General features: G+C 62.7%; 11 protein-coding genes and 1 pseudogene. 5 read left to right on the top strand and 7 right to left on the bottom strand.

The genetic code is table 11. The features are described from left to right. Nucleotides 1-224 precede the first annotated feature (224 nt). The gene (gene aroB / locus AXK12_RS04075) at nucleotides 225-1,337 is read right to left on the bottom strand and encodes a 3-dehydroquinate synthase (protein ID WP_068711720.1); all 1,113 of its coding nucleotides are present in this window, start codon (nucleotides 1,335-1,337) and stop codon (nucleotides 225-227) included. 499 nt (nucleotides 1,338-1,836) lie between these two features. Here aroB and AXK12_RS08930 point away from each other — a divergent pair. The 4 genes and pseudogenes from AXK12_RS08930 to AXK12_RS04055 form a co-directional block, all read left to right on the top strand. Further along, nucleotides 1,837-2,469: pseudogene (locus AXK12_RS08930) on the top strand (PepSY-associated TM helix domain-containing protein); the annotation flags it as partial. Between the two features lie 78 nt (nucleotides 2,470-2,547). Continuing rightward, entirely contained in the window at nucleotides 2,548-3,060 is a 513-nt protein-coding gene (locus AXK12_RS04065) for a DUF2271 domain-containing protein (protein WP_156468845.1), read from the top strand. Nucleotides 3,061-3,141: 81 nt separating this feature from the next. Beyond that, nucleotides 3,142-4,065: a DUF4198 domain-containing protein gene (locus AXK12_RS04060; RefSeq protein ID WP_068711716.1), complete on the top strand. Its 924-nt coding sequence runs from the start codon at nucleotides 3,142-3,144 to the stop codon at nucleotides 4,063-4,065. Then, complete coding sequence (locus AXK12_RS04055; RefSeq protein WP_068711714.1) at nucleotides 4,062-5,240, top strand: FAD:protein FMN transferase; 1,179 nt, start codon at nucleotides 4,062-4,064, stop codon at nucleotides 5,238-5,240. Before AXK12_RS04060 ends, AXK12_RS04055 begins: the two co-directional genes overlap by 4 nt. Nucleotides 5,241-5,515: 275 nt before the next feature. Here AXK12_RS04055 and AXK12_RS08505 read toward each other — a convergent pair whose 3' ends face one another. The 3 genes from AXK12_RS08505 to AXK12_RS04045 all read right to left on the bottom strand — a co-directional run bounded on the left by AXK12_RS08505 (nucleotide 5,516) and on the right by AXK12_RS04045 (nucleotide 12,060). Then, nucleotides 5,516-5,611 carry an AURKAIP1/COX24 domain-containing protein gene (locus AXK12_RS08505; RefSeq protein WP_082782632.1) on the bottom strand — a complete coding sequence of 32 codons (96 nt, stop codon included), beginning with the start codon at nucleotides 5,609-5,611 and terminating at the stop codon, nucleotides 5,516-5,518. Between the two features lie 126 nt (nucleotides 5,612-5,737). Then, nucleotides 5,738-8,998: a UvrD-helicase domain-containing protein gene (locus AXK12_RS04050; RefSeq protein WP_068711712.1), complete on the bottom strand. Its 3,261-nt coding sequence runs from the start codon at nucleotides 8,996-8,998 to the stop codon at nucleotides 5,738-5,740. Further along, complete coding sequence (locus AXK12_RS04045; protein ID WP_156468844.1) at nucleotides 8,995-12,060, bottom strand: PD-(D/E)XK nuclease family protein; 3,066 nt, start codon at nucleotides 12,058-12,060, stop codon at nucleotides 8,995-8,997. The genes AXK12_RS04050 and AXK12_RS04045 overlap by 4 nt, the downstream gene beginning before the upstream one ends. 170 nt (nucleotides 12,061-12,230) lie before the next feature. On the opposite strand from AXK12_RS04045, the gene AXK12_RS04040 reads away from it, so the two are divergent. Then, complete coding sequence (locus AXK12_RS04040; protein WP_068711708.1) at nucleotides 12,231-13,799, top strand: ABC transporter substrate-binding protein; 1,569 nt, start codon at nucleotides 12,231-12,233, stop codon at nucleotides 13,797-13,799. On the opposite strand, the gene AXK12_RS04035 is transcribed toward AXK12_RS04040, so the two are convergent. The 3 genes from AXK12_RS04035 to AXK12_RS04025 all read right to left on the bottom strand — a co-directional run bounded on the left by AXK12_RS04035 (nucleotide 13,796) and on the right by AXK12_RS04025 (nucleotide 17,380). Continuing rightward, nucleotides 13,796-14,845 carry an IS630 family transposase gene (locus AXK12_RS04035; RefSeq protein ID WP_068711706.1) on the bottom strand — a complete coding sequence of 350 codons (1,050 nt, stop codon included), beginning with the start codon at nucleotides 14,843-14,845 and terminating at the stop codon, nucleotides 13,796-13,798. The genes AXK12_RS04040 and AXK12_RS04035 overlap by 4 nt on opposite strands. A 706-nt stretch (nucleotides 14,846-15,551) precedes the next feature. Beyond that, a complete protein-coding gene (locus AXK12_RS04030) occupies nucleotides 15,552-16,544 on the bottom strand; it encodes an MlaD family protein (RefSeq protein WP_068711704.1) in 993 nt (330 codons plus the stop codon). Further along, nucleotides 16,541-17,380: an ABC transporter ATP-binding protein gene (locus tag AXK12_RS04025; RefSeq protein WP_082782631.1), complete on the bottom strand. Its 840-nt coding sequence runs from the start codon at nucleotides 17,378-17,380 to the stop codon at nucleotides 16,541-16,543. Before AXK12_RS04025 ends, AXK12_RS04030 begins: the two co-directional genes overlap by 4 nt. Nucleotides 17,381-17,382: the final 2 nt, after the last annotated feature.

The following is a 17,382-nucleotide window of genomic DNA, read 5'->3' as shown; positions in this document are numbered from 1 at the left end:
GGGGGGGGGGGGGGGGTAATTTCGTATTCGCTAGTGATAAAGATAAAATCTGAGAAAATAAAACAGCAAGAAAAGACATTTTAGAGAGAGGTTTCATGGTGAGACCATGAAACCTCTTGTTCACTGTCGCCTAAGCCAAAACCGATTCATTCACTTTACTTGTCTGTTTCTTATTTCCCCTTCGCGCACTCTTTCGTGTGCCCTACGCGATTCGGACGCATCGCTTACTCACCCGCACCAATCCCCGCGAAGCACGCGCGGGCGAGTTCCTCGCTAATGCCGTCTTTCGTAATCGCCTCGCCGAGCGCCCGCAAAACGACAAAGCGCGGCAGCCCCGCCCGCACTTTTTTATCGCGGCGCATCGCATCAATCAGTGCCTCGGCGGACAAGGGCTCCCGCAGTCGCAAGGGCAGGTCATGCGCGGCCAGCACTGCCGAAATCCGCTCGCAAGCCTGCGCATCAATAAAGCCTAATCGGCGCGACAGATCACCCGCGGCCACGAGCCCAATCGCCACCGCCTCGCCGTGTAAGTACGCGCCATAGCCCGCGACTTGCTCGACCGCATGGCCGAAGGTGTGGCCGAGATTGAGCAGTGCGCGCCCGCCCTCCTTGGCCGTCTCGCGCTCGTCGGCACGAACGATCCCCGCCTTTATCTCACAACAACGCCGTATCACCGGCCCGAGCCCCGCGCTCCCCACACGCAGCGCTTCGGCTTCCAACTGCTCAAACAGCCCCAAATCCCCCAAGAGCCCATATTTAATTACCTCGGCCATGCCCGCCGCAAACTCGCGCGGGGGCAGTGTCTGCAAAAGCCCTGTCGAGACAAACACCGCACGCGGTTGGTGAAAGGCGCCCACGAGGTTCTTCCCCGCCGCGATATTGATCCCTGTCTTCCCGCCCACGGAGCTATCGACCATCGCCAGCAGGGTCGTCGGCACTTGGTAAAATGCGATGCCGCGCTGCCAGCTCGCCGCGGCAAAGCCCGCCAAATCGCCCACGACACCGCCCCCTACCGCAAAAATCACGCCTCCGCGATCCACTCGCTGCGCCCCCAGGAAATCCCAAGCCCGCGCAAGCTCAGCCACCGACTTCGTGCCCTCGCCCGCCGCGAAAACCAAGCGGGAAACTCCCCCCGACTCCCCCTTCGGGCCAAAGCTCGCATCTAGGAAGGCGCCCTGGGCGTTTAGGAAATTCTCATCGGTAAAGACCACGGCCCGCCGCCCCTCCGCGCACAGTGCCGCGACCGCTTGGCGAATCTGCGTGCTCAAGTCTTCTGCAAAGAAAATCGGATAGTTACGGGCCGCATCCTCAAAACTTAGCTCTAGTGTCTCACTCATAACCACAGAGTGAGCCGCCCTAAGCCGCGAAGGAAGAGTGTTTTTGGGGAGACTTAAATTTTATGAGATAAAGTCTCAGTATCATATTGACGCGCTCTAGGGGCCATCTTTCCTCGGAACCGATCCGCCGCCATCGGTTCCCTAGGTCAGCGTCTTCCGGCTTTCTCGCAAAGGCCACAGTTCAAACAAAATCAAACCCAACGTTCTGACCTAGGCTGGCGGCGGTTTTTAATCACGACTCGACTCATTTTAAATGCCCAACTCAGTCCCCCCGACCAACGCGGAACCGCCCGAAACGCCAGCCCACAACGCAAACGCGCCCGACCCCCTCTCCCCTGCCGCCACCCCCAGACCTGTCAGACCGACTCCGACCCCGCGCCCAAGCTCGGCGAGCCCGCGCCCCACGGCCGCCGCCGGAGCATCCGCAGCCGCCGCCCGCCCAACTCCTTCGGGAGCAGGCGCCCGCCCCGCAGGCGCAGCAGGCACGCGTAAACCGCTCCCCCCGCGCAAACAGCCCGCCAAAGCATGGTGGACGAAACAGTTTTACCTTTGGCACTGGGTCAGCAGCGCGATCTGCCTCGCCTCAATGCTCGTCTTCTCCTTCACCGGCGTGACGCTCAACCACGCCGACCAGATCCCCGCCGAGCCGCAAATCACTGAGCGCACTGCGACGATTCCCGCGGAACTCTTCGCGACAATCGCGTACAGCGACGAGGAGGGCGACGACGTGAAAAAACCGCTCCCCGCAGCGCTCCGTCACTGGCTCGACAAGGAGCTCGGCATCTATGTCGGCGGACGCTCCTTTGAGTGGTCGCCCGAAGAAATCTATGTCGACCTCCCCCGCCCGGGCGGCGACGCGTGGATGACTATCGACCGCGAGTCCGGCGACATCGTGCACGAAGTCACCCGCCGAGGCTGGATCTCCTACCTCAACGACCTGCACAAAGGCCGCCACACCGGCACCGCGTGGAGTTGGTACATGGATATCTTCGCGATCGCTTGCGTGATCTTTACCCTCACCGGCCTGTGCCTGCTCTACGTCCACGCCAAGCGCCGCCCTACGACTTGGCCCGTCGTCCTCGGCGGGATCGTCCTGCCAATCATCATCCTGATCTTTTTCGCCCACCTTTAGTCGCCCCTCAAAAAACCGCTAGAAACGCCCCACTCACACACAACCCGTCACCGCCTTAACAGAATACCCACCATTCCTATGTCCTCCATAATCCGCAAAAACCTCCTGTGCCTCGCGCCCGGGCTCGCCGTCGCCGGTGCCGCCTCCGCAAGTGAACTCACCGCGACAGTCGAGCTGCCTCGGCTCAACGTGGCCGAGTACCACCGCCCTTACGTGGCAGTCTGGCTCGAAGGCCCCGACAAGGCGCACCACAACGTCAGCGTCTGGCACTTAGTCCGCCGCAACGATGACACTTGGCTAAAAGACCTGCGCCAGTGGTGGCGCAAATCGGGCCGCTCGCTCGAAATGCCTATGGACGGACTCAGCGGCCCGACGCGCCCCGTCGGCGTCCACGAAATCCAAGTCCCTGTCGCGCTCACCGAAAGCCTCACCGAAGGAGCCGAATACACCCTCCAAATCGAAGCTGTGCGTGAAAAAGGCGGCCGCGAAGTTGTCAGCGTCCCCTTTACTTGGTCGAAAGCCCAAGCCCTCGACATCACTGCGAGCGGCGAACGCGAGCTCGGGGCCATCACCCTACGCCAGTCCAACTAAACTGCGCGCACACCCTTCGTAGTTACAATACCACTACGCCACTCACTCACACAACAAACCGCATTCCCCTCCTCCCGAATCATGATTCCTCGCCTCTCCTTTAAGCGCGTCTCCGCAGCCGCCGCCCTCCTCGCACTCCTCGCCCCGCTAGGGCTCGTGCCAACCGCCCAAGCCGCACGCTCTTGGATCGTCCCCAGCCAGACGGTTCTCAGCAAGGCCACTCGCTGGGTCAGCTTCGAAGCCGCCCGCTCCAACTTCCTCTTCAATCCCAACCGCGGAGCAATCCCCGTCGAGCAAATCGGCGTCACCGGCCCCGACGGTCAACCCCGTGAACTCATCAACGCCTTCAACGGCCGGCTCCGCAGTGGCTTCGAGCTCGAACTCACCGAGCCCGGCACCTACCGCATTGAGCAAATCCCCGCGGCCCCTGGAGCCCCGCAAGGTCGCGGTGGCCCTCCCACGCCACAAGGTATCCGCCCAGCCGCAGCTCAAGCGCCTGCTGCGCCCACCTACTTCGGCAGCTACCTCGGCGAAGACGGCCAACGCGTTCGCTGGCGCGGCACGCTCGAAGAGCTCAAGGCCCAAGACCTCGCCAGCAAGCCCGAGTTCGCCCTCAGTGAGCGCGGACGCAGCCGCCTGGTGACCTTCGTCACCCTCGGCGAGCCCAACGACACCGTCCTCAAGCCCGAAGGCACTGGGGTCGAGCTCGGCTTCGAGCAAACCCACCCCAACGATGTGTACGTCGACGAGCCCGCCACCTTCCGCGTCCTCGCCGACGGCAAGCCCGTCGCCAACGCGAAGGTCACGGTCGTCCGCGAAGGCGACCGCTACCGCGACGAAGAAGGCGCCATCGACCTCTACTCCGACTCCGAAGGCTGGGTCAGGATCGAGTGGCCCGGAGCGGGCCGCTACCATGTCCAAGCCCAAGCCTCGTCCCAAGGAACACTCCACGGCGTGCCCTCCACCAAAAGCTCCAGCTACGCCGTAATCCTCGAAGTCCTGTGACCTTCGATCTCTCCGGTGCGCCCGCTGCGCTCGACGAGACGCAGCCGCGACGCGTGCTCCTGCCCACTGAGCTGCCCCCGAGTTTAGACTTCGGGGGCGGTCATAGTTTTAGGCCCGTACACACGCTCACCGGAGCGACGATGGGCACGTATTGGCGTGCGCGGATCGTCGAACGCGCCACCGCTCACGCCGACGATGCCGCACAAGCCAACGCCATCCTCATAAAGACTTTTGACGAAGTCGTCTCCCGGATGAGCCCTTGGGAGCCCGAGTCCGACCTCGCCTGCTTTGCGCGCACGCCCCCCGGCGAGTGGCTCTCACTCGCCCCAGAAACCGCACACGTCCTCGCCCGTGCACTCGAAGTCGCCGCACTCACTGACGGAGCCTACAGCCCTGCACTCGGCGAAGTGACCGAGCTCCTCGGCTTCGGCCCGGGTGATCCTGCGGCGCGCCACTCAATCGACTCGCCTGCAGTTCGCGCCGCACGCGCTCGAGCCGACTACCGCCGCCTCGAGCTCGACACCGCACGCCGCACAGTCCGCCAACGCCCTAGCCACGGCGACTGCGCCTCCACAAACTCCCCGCTGCACATCGACCTGTGCTCAATCGCCAAAGGCTACGCCGTCGATCTCGCCAGCGAACGCCTCCACGCCGCCGGCTGGCATCATCATTTTATCGAAATCGGCGGCGAAGCACGCGGGCGCGGCTGCAAACCCGATGGTCAGCCCTGGTGGTGCTATCTCGAAACACCCACCGCCTCCGACACCGAGAAAACCGCCCAATCCGAAGTCCCCAGAAGCGTCGCCGGACTCTGCGAACTGGCCGTCGCCACCTCGGGAAATGCACACCACCACTTTGAGGACGAAGTGAGCGGCAAACGCATCGGGCACATCCTCCGACTCGATGATTTTGAGGAGCGGAAAACGGCAAATGAGCGCAGTCACCACACCCGCATCGGCAGCACGCACGATGCCCTGCACAGCGTCACCGTCTTCGCGCCGACCTGCATGGAGGCAGATGCTTGGGCGACCGCGCTTTATGCACTCGGCCCCGAGCGCGGACTGCCACTTGCCGAAGCCCAACAGCTCGCCGCCCGCTGGCTTTACCTTGAGCAAGCGCCGCGCCCCACACTGCGCGAAGCCGCGACCACACAGTTCCAACGGCTAGTTGATTAGGGCCTGTTAGCCGCGCTGCGGCTCAAAATCTGGCTCCGTCGCGGCTCGCAAAATGGAAACGGTTCACGACCGTCCGCGCGGTCAGTGTTAGAGGTCACAGACCTCCACTACGCGTGGGGAAAAAGCGTATCGGCCTGCCTCAAACGACTCGCGGCACTCGGGCAAAAAAAAGCAGCGACGCCCCAGATGGACGTCGCGCGAAAATGCAGTGACTCACAGACCAAGGCGAGGGCCCCGCAGGGCCCACCGCGTGAAACGGTCTGCGACTCCGCGCCTTACCAAGTGCGCTTCTTGTGCCGGTTCGACTTCAAGCGCTTGCGCCGCTTGTGCTGCGACATCTTCAGACGACGTTTCTTCTTAAGATTACCCATGATTCAGAAATTAAAGGGGCCAACCGTGAGAAACCCATTTTCCACTGTAAAGCCTCTTTGAGCTTTTTTTCGGACGGCAGGACTCAGCGTGCGCCTCAGGAGAAACAACGGCCGCGCGCCGCTCACTCACGGGACCAGCTCGACGAGTTCCTGCGTTTTCGTCAGAACAAGGAAGCTGCGGACGGCTTCCTCTGGCAGGCCAGTCAGTTGCGCAGCCGCAGCGCGATAGAGCGCGAGTTGTGGCGCGTGCCGCTCAGCTGCGCCCGCCGTGTCCTCATCGGTCTTAAAGTCGTAAACCTCCGCTCGCAGCGGCTCACCGTTTTCTGCGCAGTCCACAATCACACGGTCAAAGACGCCCGTAACCCATTGGCCTCCGATCACGGCCTCAAAGCGCCGCTCGCACCACAACTCTCGATTGGCGCGGCGGGCCCACACCTGCGCCAACGCAGGCGCAGCGAGGCAGGCTGCAACGAGCGCTTCGGCCTCAGTGAAGAACTCCGCCCCTGCGGCAGCGACGCCGCGCACAATAAAACGGTCTGCGACCGCAAAAAGCCGATGCACCTCGCGGCCAAAACTTCCGGCTTCTGAAGCCCCGCTTGGCGACGGCGCAAAAAGCTGCTCTGCAGTCCGCACGCCGCTCGTCTGGTCACTGGGCCGCCGTGCCACCAAGCTCGGGAAACGCGGCTCGACCGCGCCCTCTACCCGCACGGGCGGAGGAAGCTCCCCTTCGGAAGCGGCCGCCGCCGCCTTCGCATTCGCCGCAACCGAAGCAAAGTCCCCCGCCTCCCAAGCCCCGCGCAGTGTCAGTCCGCCAACCTGCACCGCACACGGTTCATCCGCACCCAAGGTCTCGACTAAAAGCTTAGGAAAGTTCGCCGACTTCGAGCTGGACCCCGGCTCCTCAATAATCGTGTAGAGCGCACGCTTGGCCCGCGTCATCGCCACATAAAGCAACGAAAGCTTTTCATAAAGCCCCTCGGCTTGCGCCTCGCGCAAATAATCCGCCAACACGCCGACCTTCTCGGCGATTTCCTTGCACGGCAAATCCAGCACCCACTCGACCTGCCGCTCCGCGTCGCGTTTCACCGCCAAGCCCTTTCGCGCCTGGTCCAGCCGATCTCCCTGAAGATCGGGCAAGATGACCGCATCGAAGCCCAGCCCCTTCGACTTATGAACCGTCATCACGCGCACCACGCCTACCGAGTCCGGCTCGCGCAAAGTGTAGCCACGCATAAAGGCAATAAACTCATCGGGATCTCGGCTGCCGGTATCCTCGAACTCCGCCGCCGCCAAAGCCCATTGCCTCAAACGCAAACAGCTAAACGCATCCCCACTCAACCGCGCTTCCAACCGCTCGATAATCGGCCCCAGCCCGAACAACGGCGCACTCAAGTCCAGCGTCACAGCAGCCCGGCCTGACGGGCCTCCGGCGAGCGGCCCGCCGCAAGATAAAAGGGGCGAGGCCTCTACATGGGCCCACGCAACCCGGTCGCCCGGATGCGCCGCCGCTTGCACGCACGCGAGTAAAGCCGCGCCCACCGGATTATCTGTGCACACATGCAAGTCGGCCTCAGCTACCGCCTCAATCCCGCCCTCACTGCGCAAGTAGTCGGAAAGCTCCGCCGCCGCGGCGTTACTCTGCACAAGCACCGCGATTGAAAACGCTGCACTCGGCGGAGGCAGTTCGCGCAACAAAGCCAGCGTCGCCTCAAACCGTGAGCGCCTTCCCACTTCCTTATTTCGGCTGTCTGCCTCCACTAGAAGCAGCGCGGCGTGCCCACCCAAATCTGGCCGCGCCGAACGATGCTCGCGCCACTGCGCGTTCCACTCATGCACGCCCCCACCTGCAGCTCTGCCCGCGTGTTCGTCCTTAGAAAAAAGAGCGTCCAAGGTCTCCGCCGCACCGAACACACGGTTGACCATTTCGATAATCGGCGGGCCCGAACGCCACGACTCATCCAAGTGCCGCTCCACAATCCCACTGCCGACCGCGCTCCCGCACTGGTCGCCGCCCGCCCCTGCTAGCGCCGCGTCGTAGTGTGCAAACACCTCGCTAAACAGTCGCGGATCGCCGCCGCGCCACGAGTAGATCGCCTGCTTCACGTCGCCCACATAGAAGAAACTCCGCCGCCCGTCCGGGTCTTGAATCACCTCATCAATGAGGTTTCTCAAAATCGACCATTGCCCGAAACTCGTGTCCTGAAACTCGTCGAGCATCCAGTGGTCGATCTGCGCATCTAGCCGGTAGTCGAGCAGCAAACGCCGCTCCTGCGCCTCAACCGTTGCCGGCATGGCAAAGCCCGTGCCCAGCCGGGCCGGAATAAGCAGCCGCTCGACATCGGCAAAAGTCAGCCGTCCCGCGCGGCGCACCTGTGCGTCGTAAACCGCTTCGTAAGCGGCAAGCACGGCATAAACCCCGCGCGTCATCGCTACGCGCCGCGCGAGCTCGCCCCCCAGCACCGCACGGGACACGGCAAGCAGTGCGTCGCGCAACTTTCCCGAAGCCTCGACGCCCCGCTTACCCGCCATCGTCACCGCCCGCATCTCCGGCAGCGCCTTAATCACATTCGCCAACGGCGTGCGCAACTTAGTCCCCGGTGCCCAGCCCTCCAACTCCTCAAAAAGCTGCGCCCACCACTGCCTGCGCTTCTCATCCCACTCGCCCGACGAATCCTCAAACGCCTCGCGCAGCGCGATCACGCCTGCGCCCAGCACAGCGGCGTAATCGTCCACCACGAGCCCGCTCAAGTTTGGCGGCTGCGCCCCCGCAGCGTCCAAGAAAACTTCTTGGTGCGCCTGAATAAACTCCTCCAGTTGGTCAGCCACGCGCTTCGCCTCCTGCCCAAAAGTCGCCTCCTTAAACGCCTCAATGAACCGGTCTAAGCCCTGATTTTTTCGGCGGCGGATCGCGGTCGCAGACAGGGCCCCACCGTCAAGCCCGGCCTCGAAAATCTGCCCCAACACCTGCGCCTTAACCTGAGCTTCGGCATGGGCCTCTAGCAATTCGACGCGCGCGCCCAGCCCGATCTCCAACGCAAAGCTCTGGGCAATCTCCATAAAAAAACCATCCAGCGTGCCCAGCCGAAGCCGATGCAGCGAGTCGACCACCGCCCTGAGCAGCCGTCGAAAATTCTCCGGCCTAGCGGCCTCGCTTGGTAAACCGAGCTCTGCGCCAAGCCGACTAGCGGCCTTCTCGCTGGCAGCGCAGCCCGCCAGTTTTCCCAAAATCGCGTCGAGAAACTCACCGGCAGCTTTTCGTGTAAACGTCAGCGCGATGATTCGCTCGGGCTCCACGCCCAGCGCGAGTAGCCGCACAAAGCGATTCGTCAGCGCGTAGGTTTTCCCCGAACCCGCCGAAGCCCGGATCATCTCGTGCTCGATACTCATAGGGCAGCCGCCTCCTCTCCCTTTCTCGCAAACGAAATACTGTCCGCTGCCCCGCGCTGAAACAGCGTGGCGAACTCATCGCGCCTCGCCTCCCAAGGCTTCAACTCACGCGGCGGCCAAAACTCGCGCCGTGCAATCGCCGCGGCGACGCCCACCGCGCAGCCCCAAGCCGACGCCGTCAACTCCTGCGTGTAGTCCTCCCACAACGACAAGGCCGTATCCGCCACCGCACGCGGCAAATTAAAATAACCGCAGCGCAGCGGGCGGCCCGAGAACTCGCCCGCACAAACCCGCTCGTAAATCGGCAATTGCAGGTCGGCCCACGCGCGCGGCTTCTTTCCCTCCTCTGCTTGGAAAAGCCTCCACGCGGGCAGCTCTGCCCCCTTCGGCAGCGAGACCAAATGCACTCTCTCGGGCGACTCAGCCGTGTCGCTCGTTTTGTAATCGATGACGCGCAGGGCTCCACTCGCCTCGTGTTCGTCGATGCGGTCGATCTTTCCGCGAAAGACGAGTTCACCAATCGGCAACTCAAACTCCCACTCCACGCGCTTAATCCGCCAGCCCTCGGCATGCAGCCGCGCTTGCTCGACGGCCAACGCATCGAGCCGTTGCCGCGCCGACTCCACCTGCACCCGCAACGGGACGCTTAGCCGCCGCCCAAATTGTCGCGCCACCGCCGCATCAAGTGCCTCGCGCAAAAACCGCTGTAAGCGCAGCGCATCCGTGCAGCCGCGCAGTGCCTCCTCCCGCCCCATCGCCTCAAGTGCCGCGTGGCACAGCGTGCCAAAGTCCCGAGCATCCATTTCGACTTTCGCCGCATCGACCGGACGTAACTTAAGCACGCGCGACAAATAAAACCGCAGTGGACACGCCAACCACGCGCGCAGCCCCGTGACCGGTAAATGCAGCGGCAACTCGACCTCACTCGGATCTGGCAACTGCAACGTCCACGCGCGCGACCACGCCAAAGCTGCGCCGCCACGCGGAGGCGGCTCGCGAAACAAAAACTGCACGCGCTGCGGCAAGTCCTCCTCCTCACAGCGCAGCAATAACCGCGACGGTTTTAGCGGGTCGCCCTTAGCCGACACCCGCCCAAACAACACATCCAACCGCGCCGCGCCAACACGAGAGGCAGCCAGCGATTGTAGGTAATACGCATCGACGGCGAAACGCTGTACGTTGGTCTTCAACCCCAACTTCGCTCGCAAGCTCTCGGGCAAAAACAAATCACCACTCACCGACGCAGGCACCTTCCCCTCGTTTAGCCCCGCCACGACCAAATGCGGAGCGTCCGCCCAAATCAGCTCCAACCAGCCCTGCAACTCGACCGCCCCCGCTGGCTTCTCCCCAAAAACTCGCTTCCGCGCATAACACTCTATCGCAAGCGCCAGAAACGCCTCCCCGCCCTCTCGCTCGCCGCCGACCGCGCTAGCAAACCGCTCGTCGCCGCCTAGCGCAGGGCAAAGCCGCACCGCCTCCGCGACCTCGCGCAAGCACGCCGCCCACACTTCAGCGGCAGCGACCCACTCCGCATCCTCCGGCACGCTCAAATCAAAGCTCCGCCCCTGAAAAATCTGTGCCAAGACGGCCTGCCCGGCGGCGGAAAAATCCCCCCTACGCAGCACCTCACGCCACTCCCCGAGCCGCTTCAGCGCAGCCGTTCCCGCGCGGTCTACACTCCGCCACTTCGCACGCAGCGCACTCAAGTCCGGCGGCAAATGCCGCTCATACACTCCGTCCAACTCGGCTAAAAACCGCGTCCCCTCCGTAGCTCCAAACAAAGCCAGCAACACATCGGGCTGCCTTGCGAGCCGAGCCAAGTTTTGAAAACTGTCCTCACGCGCAAACGCAGCGAGCGCACACAACAGTTGGTGCAGCCTATCCCCGCGCCGGTCGCTCCCTGTAGGATTGAAACTCGGCACGCCGCGCTCGCGTAGCGCGGTCTCCAAAGGGCGCAAAATCTCCGCATCCAGAACGCCTAAAGCCAGCGAACCCTGCGCTGCATTAGCCCCCTCTCTAGTGTAAAGCGCGGCCGTATCGGCGAGCCGCTCAGCTTGTTCGTGCGGGTCGGCGCAGACACGCACCCGGGCGGCGAAGTCGGGCAACTGCAATTCCCGAGCCGCCCACTTTTCGGGGATTGGCCGCCCCCAGCCATCGAAGTGGTCGCGCTCGCTCTCCGCCGCATAAACGCAAATCTCGACCGGCAAGACTTGAGCGACGCGCTCTAAAAACCCCAAAACCATCGGTCGCGGGTCCGGCCATGCCAACACGACCACGCGCTCAATTCCCGCAGGCAGCCTCCCTTGCGCCAACAACTCGCGCTGCGCCTCCAGCGGCCCCGCTAGCCCAAAGTCCGCCAGCCGCGCACACTGCCGCCGCTCCAACTCCGCGAGCTCCTGCCAACGCGCAAACTCGGGAAAGTCGGGCTCTAAGCGCGCCGCCACCTCGACCAGCCCAAGGCCGTTTTCGCGCAACTCGTCCTGCAAGCTCGCCAACTGCTCAGCCATCCCCCGCGCCCAAGAAAAATTCCGCGCGGGCGGATCGCCCGGAAACACGGCACGAAACGCCTCAAGCTCCGCGCTGAGCAAAACATCCACCCACGCCAGCAGCACTTGCGACGGCGACGCGTGTTGGATTTGAGCAGAAGCGCCCGCGCCCGCGACCGCGCCGCCCCCCGCACCCGCCTCGCCCAGCACCTCCAGCAACGCATCAAAAGTCAGCACAAGCGGCGGGAAAAGGGCCGTGCGCGACGCGGCTGCGTAAGTCGCCGCCGCAGCGGGCTCGCCGCTCGCCGAGACCTGCAAACGCGTCGCCCGCTGCGCTGCCGCGCCAGCGGCCAAAGCCTCCCGAAGTCGCCGCCCCGCTTGCTGAGTCGGCACCACTACAAGCTGCGCCGATAAATCCAAGGCCCGAAGAACCGATAACCGAGCGACCTCATTTCCCCCCACAGCGCTCGCCCGCTGCGCTAACGCACTAGCGGTCAAATACTCGACCGCCTGCCCAAGCAGCGGCTTTTCCCAAGTGAAGAAACGAAGGCGTAGACCCGTTTGACTGGCGGCCATTGCCTCCCTTTGTCGCAGTTCCCCCACAGCTTCCAATGCTTTTTAGTGCTACCCACTGGACACGCCGACCAATACGGATTAGCGCTCTGGTTCCCCGCCCCGCACACGCGCCGCCCCCTTAGCTAGCGAGTAGTCGCTCGCCTAGCTTTCCCCCAGCTTTCCCCTACCCCATGAACGCTAAACACTTCCGCAACGTTATTGGCGTAGCCGTGCTCTGTCTCGCCATCGTCGCCTCCTTCTGGCGCGTGACTTCGCGCACCGTCCAGCCCGTCCCCAGCGACCGCATCGAGCTACGCATCGGGCATCCGCATTTACACTCTGGCATGCGTGAGGGCTTCGCCGCAGCGATCGAGTCTTACCAACGGCTACACCCCAACGTAAGCATCACCCAAGTCGCCGTCCCTCAGCGCCTATATCCGATATGGGCGCGAGTCCAACTGGTTGGCGGCACAGCCGTCGATATCCTCGACGCCTTCAATGTGCCCGAGCCCACACGCCACTTCGTATCACTCACGCCGTGGCTTGATGAGCCCAACGCTTACAACGCAGGCACTAGCCTAGAGGGCGTCGCCTGGCGCGACACCTTCTTCGATGGGCTAAGCTCCCAGCTTTCTCTCTCGGAAGAGATCTACGCGGTAATGCTGCAAACCGTCTCCCACAGGCTGTTCATAAACCTCGACCTGTTGAGCGAAATCACCGGCTCGCAAGACGACGTACCGCGCGACTTCGACGACTTGCGCCGCCTCGCTGAACAAGTCCGCAACTACAACCAGCGCACGGGCAAGCGCATCGTGCCCATTGCCAGTTGTCGGCCCTACGCGAATGTCACTTTTGCAAAAATGCTCCGCTCGCTCACGCAGAAACTCGTGCGCGACCACAGCCCGAGCCGGACAATGAGCCTGCCTGAGCTAGACCGCCTCATCCTCGACGGCACTTTCAGCTACTCCCGGACCCCCGAGTTTATCCACAGCTTAGAGCTCATGAGTGAACTCTCACAAATGTTCACCCCCGGCTTCCTTCAATTCGAACACGAAGACGCCATCGCCACCTACCTCCGCCAACACAGCCTTATGATTATCGCGGGCACTTGGGACTACGGCACACTGGAAAAGAATGCTCCCTTCAAAACGCGTGGACTGCCCGTTCCCACTCCCTCGCCGAGCGATCACCACTACGGCCCATTTACGCTCGGCCAAGTCGCCGAAGTCCCCATGAACGCCGCCGAACTCGGCATCATCCGCACCAGCCCAAATCGAGAAGCCGCACTCGACTTTCTACGCTACCTGAGCAGCCAGCCAGTAGCAGCGCAGTTTTCAAGAATCAGCCAACGCCTCTCGGCCATCATCGACACCCCTATTCCCAAAAGTCTCGAACAGCTCCGCACGACCAGTGAAGGCGCAGCCAACGGCTTCCGTGTCGATGTCCTAGGTGCCAACGCAAACACCCTAATCAATCGGCACATCCATTTAGTCGTCGGCCCACAACCCGACATCTCCAAATTCGCGGAGCTAATCGACGCCGAGATCGCGCCCTACATCCGCCAAGACCTCGCCACCCAATTAAGAAACTCAAAACGGGAAATACGCGACCTAGACACCGCCCTCGCCCTGCACCTCACCTTCCCCGAAAACAAAGCCTTACCACGAACGACTTGGACCCTCTACGCCGAACAACAACATAAACGCCAATACGACCACCTCATCACACGTCGCTACGTCCCGTCCTATTCGCCACACTAGTCCACTGAACCAGAGGAATCGCACCTGATGCGACGCCGAGGGGCGGTGTACTTCCACTTCAGGGGCTGGGCGCGTTTGTTGTATTGGTTGATGTAGTGCATGAGCTTCTTGTGGAGGTCCTTGGTGCTAGTGAAGATGCCGCGCGTGATGACGTCGCGCTGGATGCGAGCGAACCAGTTCTCGACTTGGTTTAGCCAAGACGAGTAGGTGGGCGTGTAGTGCATCGTCACGTTCGTGTGCTCGGCCAAGAAGGCCTGCACCGCGGCGGTCTTGTGGCTGCTGACGTTGTCGCAGATGACGTGGATCTCGCGGCCTTTGGGCTGGCTGCTGAGCACGTCGGTGAGGAAGGCCACGAACTGAGCGCTGGTGTGGCGCGCTGCAGTCTTGCCCAGCACCTCCCCGGTGGCGGTATTCAGCGCTGCAAACAGGCTCAGCGTGCCGTTGCGCTTGTACTCAAAGCCGTGGCTCTGGGCGCGCCCGGGCGACAGCGGCAGCATCCGGTCCTTGCGATCGAGCGCTTGGATCGCGGTCTTCTCGTCCACGCAGAACACGGCCGCGTGGGCCGGCGGCTTCAGGTACAGCCCGATCACATCGGCCGCCTTGGTTTCGAAAGCCGGATCGTTGGAGACCATGTGCTTGTCCAGCCTATGTGGACGAATGTCGTGCTTACGCCAAATGCGCTGCACGGTCATGAACGGCAGCCCTAGCTGCGCGGCCAACTTGCGGCTGCTCCAGTGCGTAGAGCCGTCCTCGGGCTTGCGCTTGAGCGTGTACTCCAGCACCCGCGCCTCCAGTTCAGCCAGGTCCGAGCGTGGCGCTCGGCCAGGGTGACGCGCATACAACCCGGCGAGGCGCTCGGCCGCGAAACGCGTCTTCCAGGTCGTGATGAAGCGCGAGTCGCAACCCAACTTGCTCATGATCGCCCCACGCGAGGCGCCTTCGTCGAGCAACAGGATCAGTCTGGCACGTCGTACCTGACCCGCGGCCATCGTGCGGCTGCGTTGCAGCGCCATCAATTCTTGCCGTTCGGATTCGCTCAGATTCATCTGCCCCAGACTCCATAGATCCAATGTAAATTCAATGGTTCATTGGACTAGGGGGATGGGGAAGTTACCCGCTGTGCCGCTTAACGGCAAAGAAGCGAGGAAGGATGAAAGCTCGGCAACTAGGGTATACTGTTTCCCAAAACTCAACTTTGGAATGCCCAAAGCGCCCACTCAGGTGCTTGGCCTGGCCCCTGAAGTGGAAGTACGCCAACCCCCGTCGCCGTATCCGGTGCGACTATTCTGGTTCAGTGGACTAGGGCCTGTTCCTGTTTTAAACGTGAGCCGCGTTGATACGCTTTTTTCCCACTACGCGTGGGGAGCAGCCGCGGGCTGTTTTATTTGGCGGCGGGCCTGACGGCGTGCACAGGACGACTTTAGTCGCCGAGCCGTCGTCAAGCCTTGGCGGCCCGCCGTCCATTTACAGAGCCGCTTGGTTGCTGTGCGAATGCACAGCAACCAAGCGGCTCTGTAAACGGGTGCAGGCACAGCCTGCCGCCCCACGCGTAGTGGAGGTCTGCGACCTCTGATCTCGCGGACAGCATGAAGCGTGCAAGTAATGCTTCCCTGCTCGCGCAGGGAGCGAGGACAGTGTCCTCTCCCTTGTTGGCGCGGCGCGTCTTCGGTTTCGCGTTTAGTGCACAAAAAACGCTCCGAGTTGAGCTCGGAGCGTTTCGGCCGCGCGGCGTGGTGACTTCTCTATTTGCGTTTAGAACAGCGCGTTGGCGACGGCTCCGACAGCGGTGATCGGGCCGGAGTCACCCATCGCGCCGAGTGCGCGGTCGGCTTTTTGCAGGGTCGCTTGGGCGTCGGTGTAAAGCGTGTCGTCGTTGATAAGTTTGCCGAGGGTACCTTCGCCTTTGGAGAGCTTTTCGGAGACTTGGGCAAAGTTGGCCATCATGGCTTTGAGATCGGCGGTGGCCTTTTCGTCGTAGAGGAGGGTGCCGAGCGTGCCTTGGCCGGTTTTGACGTGGGCGACGAGTTCTTGCGCACCGGTGACGAAGCCGCGCGCTTCATTGGCGGCGTCTTTGATTTCGGTGATGGTGGCGAGGAGTTGGTCGTAAACGGCGGGGTCGTTGACGAGCTTCCCTAAAGTGCCTTCGCCGCGGTTTACTTTGTTGGTGATGGATTCGAGGTTACTCATTACGGCGTCGATTTTGTTGCCGTTGTCGCTGAGGAGTTGGTTGAGCCGCTCGAAGAGGCTGGGTTGGCCGTCTTGGCTGCGAAAGGCTCCGCTGACTGCGCCGAGGGTATCTTCAAGTTTTTCACCGAGGTCGCCGAGCTGGGCCATGACGGTGCCGAGGTCGGCCGATTCGTAAGTGCGAATCTCGGACTCGGGGCCGAGCGGGGCGGCATGCGGAGTGCCGAGGGTGATGGCGACGTAGTTGGTGCCAAGCAGGCCGGAGGAGGTGATGGTGGCGCGGGCGTCGCTGGGGATCGTGACTTTCTTATCAATGCGCAGGATGGCTTCGACGCGGTGTCCGGCGAGCTGGGTGGTCTCGACTGCACCGATGCGCACTCCGGCCATGCGGACGTCGTCGCCTTGCTTGAGGGCTTTCAGGTTTTGGAAGCCAGCGACGATCGGGTAGCCGGTTTTGCTGAGTGCGGATTTGCTGCCGAGGGCTTCGTAGGTGACCCAGATGAGCGCGAGGCCGAGTAGGAAGAGTAGGCCGACGCGGGCGGTGTGTTGGACGCTGTTCATGATGTTTTGGCGGTCTCCAGTTGTTTAAAGCGAGGGGAGCTTAGGTTAATTTGCGGGTTAAGAAAGTCGCTGATGCGCGGGTCGGTGCTGCGGCGCAGCTCGGCGGGCGTGGCGATGGTGAGTAGCTCGCCCTGCATGAGAATGCCGACGCGGTCGGCGATACCGAGCGCGAGGTCGCGGTCGTGAGAGACGACGATGGTGGTGACGCGGGTCTGGGTCTTGAGGGTGGCGATGATCTCGCTAATCGTCGCCGACATGATCGGGTCGAGCTCGGAGGTGGGCTCGTCGTAGAGCATGAGTTGGGGCTCCATGACGAGTGCGCGGGCGATTGCGACGCGTTTCCGCATGCCGCCGGAGAGTTCGGCGGGGGATTTCCTCTCGGCGTTTTCGAGGGAGAGGATTTTCAGGGCGTGGCGGACTTTTTCGCGGATTTGAGTTTCGGTGCCGAGCCGGTGTTCGCGCAGGTAGAGCGCGAGGTTGTCGTAAACGGAGAGCGAGTTGAAGAGGGCGCCCGCTTGGAAGACGAGCGCCATGTGCACGGCGTGGCGCGTGGCAGGATCGGCGGCGTCGAGCCCGTCGACGGTGACGCGGCCTGCGCTCGGGGCTTCGAGCCCGACGATGTGTTTGAGGAGCACACTTTTGCCCGAGCCGCTGGGGCCCATGAGGACGAAGATTTCGCCGGGGGCGACTTCGAGGGAGACGTTGCGCAACACTTCGTGCGCGCCGAAGGACTTGCTTAGCCCCTCGATGCGCACAGCGACTGGGGACTCGTCCCTTTTGGTTTGCGAAGCACTCGTTGGTGCTGCGTCAGGCTTGGTATTGGGCACTGAGGGCATCG

Source organism: Cephaloticoccus capnophilus (assembly GCF_001580045.1).
Taxonomy (GTDB): domain Bacteria; phylum Verrucomicrobiota; class Verrucomicrobiia; order Opitutales; family Opitutaceae; genus Cephaloticoccus; species Cephaloticoccus capnophilus.
The sequence above is the reverse complement of the archived record's forward strand: the minus strand, read 5'-3'. Positions and strand labels throughout refer to the sequence as shown.